Origin of the sequence: Allofournierella sp. (genome assembly GCF_017889395.1) — a bacterium.
In the GTDB taxonomy this organism is placed as follows: Bacteria; Bacillota; Clostridia; order Oscillospirales; family Ruminococcaceae; genus Allofournierella.
The window spans coordinates 1-3,680 of sequence record NZ_JAGHKE010000131.1; the positions used below are offsets into that span (position 1 = coordinate 1).

Sequence of the window (3,680 nt, forward strand, 5' to 3'; positions counted from 1 at the left end):
CGGCCGTTGTTGGGCGGGTAGTGGGTATCGCTCTGCTCCAGCGCCTGCTGCGCAGCCTGCCGGATGGGCAGGGGAGTGTCGAACTCCGGCTCGCCCAGGGTCAGCTTCACACAGCCGGGGGTCTGGGCGGCAAGGGCGGTGAACCGGCGGATGCCGGAAAGGGTAAGGCCGGTAACGGCCGGATTCATGGGCAGACGCATGGGTAAACTTCTCCTTCAAACGATTCGCTTTTGTATGTTACCAGTATAGCACAACAGGGCGTTCGCAGCAAAAAAATGCAGGCCTTTTCAGACCTGCATTTTTTGAAAATTACTTCTTGATCATGGAAGCCAGATAGCCCTGGATGCCCTTCACGCTGGAAAGGTTCATGGCCTCGGCCTGCACGTCGTCCGCCTCCTGCTGGCTCCACAGGCTGATGGTGCGGCGGGTGGCCAGCACGGCGCTGGCGCTCACGCTGAACTCATCCAGGCCCCAGCTGAGCAGCAGGGGAATCAGGGCGGGATCGGCGGCAGCCTCGCCGCACATGCCCACCGGGATGCCCGCGGCCTTGGCGGCCTTGATCACGTTGGCAATGCTGCGCAGCACAGCGGGATGGAAATGGGTGTACAGGGATGCCACATCCGGGTTGCCCCGGTCCACTGCCAGGGTGTACTGGGTCAGGTCGTTGGTGCCGATGCTGAAGAAGGCTGCCTCCTGAGCCAGCAGATCAGCGATCTGGCTGGCGGCGGGGGTCTCGATCATTACACCCAGCTGAGCATTGGCGTCAAAGGGCAGGCCCTCGGCAGCCAGCTCCTTCTTGGCCTTTTCCAGCATGGCCTTGGCGGCACGAATCTCCTCCAGGCCGGTGACCAGCGGCAGCATGATCTTGACGTTCTTGTGGTCCGCACCGGCGCGCAGCAGAGCGCGCAGCTGGATCATGTAGGTCTCGGGGTTGTCCAGGCAGTAGCGGATGGCCCGGTGACCCAGGAAGGGGTTCTCCTCCTTCTTCATGTGCAGGTAGTCGATCTCCTTATCGCCGCCCACATCCAGGGTGCGGATGATGACCTCCTTGCCTGCGAACAGCGCCGCCACCTGACGGTAGGCGTTCATCTGCTCCTCCTCGGTGGGCAGGCTGTCCCGGTCCATGAACAAAAACTCGGTGCGGAACAGGCCGATGCCCTCGGCGCCCTTCTCCAGCGCAGCCTGAGCGTCCTCAGGCTTGCCGATGTTGGCATACAGGCCCACGGCACGGCCATCGGCGTTCACGGTGGGCTTGCCCAGATAGGCCTTCAGCATCTGGCGCTGATGCTCGAACTCGGCGCGGCGGGCCTCGTAGTCCTTCAGGGTCCGCTCGTCCGGGTTCACATATACGTGACCGTACTCGCCGTCCATGGCAACGGCATCGCCGTTCTGGATGGCATCCGCCGCGCCGGGCACGCCCAGCACCGCGGGGATCTCCAGCGCGCGGGCCAGAATGGCGGAATGGCTGGTGCGGCCGCCGATCTCGGTGATGATGCCCACCACGTTCTCCCGGCTGATGCCCACGGTCATGCTGGGGGTGAAATCCTTGGCAACGATCACGGTGCCGGCGGGGGCATGGGCCAGATCCACATCCGGCAGACCCAGCAGCTGCTTGAGCAGGCGGGCGCGCAGGTCACCGATATCGGTGGCGCGCTGGCGCATCAGCTCGTCCTCCATGCCGCTGAACATGGCAATGAAGGTCTGGCAAACGGCATCCACCGCAGCCTCGGCCACGTTGCCCGCGGCGATCTGCTCCTCCATCTGGCCCATCATAAACGGGTCGTTCAGCATCATGATCTGGCCGGACAGAATCTCGGCGGCGTGCTCGCCCACCTTCTCGGTCATCTCGGCCGCCATGGTGCTCAGCCGCTGGCTCACAGCGGAGGCAGCCTCCTTCAGGCGCTCGGTTTCCTGCTGCTGACCCGCGAACTGCACCGCGGAATAATCCAAATTCTGCTCTTTTACCACCAGCGCATGGCCAATGCCCACACCGGCGGACGCTCCTGTACCCTTTAACATGGTCTTTGTGCCCCTCTCGTCGGCTTTTTTATCAGGCGCGCCCCGGCCCATCCGATGGACCGGGGCGCCGCGTGTTGTCTGCTCGTTGGCTGCTTACTCGCCCAGACCGCTTTCGATCAGGCCCACAGCCTTGTCCAGGGCGGCCTGCTCGTCGTCGCCGGTGCAGCGAACTTCCAGCTCGCTGCCGCACTTGATGCAGGCGGCCATCAGGTTCATGATGCTCTTAGCGTTGATCTCCTTATCCTTGAACACCAGCACCACGTCGCTGTTGAACTTCATCATCTCCTGAGCGAACATACCGGCAGGACGCATGTGCATGCCCATGGGGTTTACGATCTTGGTCATCTTGCTTACCATAACAGTTATCTCCTTTTACTTGTTTGATAAATGATTGTGAAGCGCCCGCGCACCGCGCGGGCGGCATTGCGTACAACGATTTGGAATTACTGCTCCTTGTTCTTCTTCAGAACACCCAGCAGCAGCATACCCACCAGGCTGCCCACCACCAGGCTGATCACGTAGCCCAGCACATTGGTGACCACGGGGAACACGAAGATGCCGCCGTGAGGAGCCATCAGGCTGCAGCCGAAGAACATGCTCAGCGCACCGGCCACGGCGCTGCCGACCACACAGCTGGGAATCACGCGCAGGGGATCGGAGGCGGCGAAGGGAATCGCGCCCTCGGTGATGAAGCACAGACCCATGATGTAGTTTACCACACCGGACTTGCGCTCATCCTGAGTGAACTTCTTCTTGAAGAAGGTGGTGCACAGAGCGATGGCCAGCGGGGGAACCATACCACCCACCATAACGGCGGCCATCATCTGGTACTCAATGGCACCCTGCGCAGCGCCCGCGGCAGCGGCGGTGGCAATGGCACCGGTACCGGTCACGTAAGCAGCCTTGTTGAAGGGGCCGCCCATATCGATGCTCATCATACCGGCCAGAACAGCGCCCAGCAGAATCTTGCTGGTGCCGCCCAGGCTGTTCAGGAAGGCGATCAGACCGTTGTTGATGGCGCCCATGATGGGGTTCACCAGGCACATAAACAGGCCCATGAACAGTACACCGATCACAGGGTACAGCAGGATGGGCTTGATGCCCTCCAGGCTGTCCGGCAGCTTATCGCAGACCTTGCGCAGGCCCAGCATGAAGTAGCCGCCCACAAAACCGGCCAGCAGAGCGCCCAGGAAGCCGGCGGGGATCGCAGCGGCGCTGGGGTCCAGAATGGTGGCGAAGCTGGTGCCCACGGCTGCCAGGCTGCCGCCCACAAAGCCCACGGCCAGACCCGGACGGTCGGCGATGCTCATGGCGATGTAGCCCGCCAGAATGGGCAGCATGAAGTTAAAGGCAACGCCGCCAACGGTCTTGAAGAAGGCCGCCACGGGGGTGTTCATACCAAAGTTTGCGGGATTGATGGAGTAATCGTCCAGCAGGAAGGCCAGAGCGATCAGAATGCCGCCGCCGATGACGAAGGGCAGCATATGAGAAACGCCGTTCATCAGGTGCTTGTACAGCTGACGGCCGATGCTCTCGTTCTTGGCGGTATCGGTGGTCTCCACCGCGCCGGAGTAGTGGTAGATGGGAACCTGCTTCTCCGCGATCTTGCGGATCAGCTCCTCCGGATGATGGATGCCCTCGCTCACGGGAACGAACAGCAC

Annotated in this window: 3 protein-coding genes and 1 pseudogene; all 4 read right to left on the minus strand. The window is 62.1% G+C overall.

Annotated elements, in window-relative coordinates; translation table 11 throughout:
- A pseudogene (locus J7G73_RS12570) lies at nucleotides 1-200 on the minus strand (aminotransferase); the annotation flags it as partial.
- 109 nt (nucleotides 201-309) lie between these two features.
- Nucleotides 310-2,019, minus strand: a complete 1,710-nt coding sequence (gene ptsP / locus J7G73_RS12575) for a phosphoenolpyruvate--protein phosphotransferase (RefSeq protein WP_291246512.1) — start codon at nucleotides 2,017-2,019, stop codon at nucleotides 310-312.
- A gap of 93 nt (nucleotides 2,020-2,112) precedes the next feature.
- Nucleotides 2,113-2,376, minus strand: a complete 264-nt coding sequence (locus tag J7G73_RS12580) for an HPr family phosphocarrier protein (protein WP_087181343.1) — start codon at nucleotides 2,374-2,376, stop codon at nucleotides 2,113-2,115.
- Nucleotides 2,377-2,462: 86 nt separating this feature from the next.
- Nucleotides 2,463-3,680: PTS fructose transporter subunit IIC (locus J7G73_RS12585; protein ID WP_291246513.1), on the minus strand; the 1,218-nt coding region annotated here is incomplete at its 5' end.

Coding starts and splice junctions, on each gene's coding strand:
- ptsP (WP_291246512.1), bottom strand. CDS start 2,019: ATGTTAAAGGGTACAGGAGCGTCCGCCGGTGTGGGCATTGGCCATGCG.
- J7G73_RS12580 (WP_087181343.1), bottom strand. CDS start 2,376: ATGGTAAGCAAGATGACCAAGATCGTAAACCCCATGGGCATGCACATG.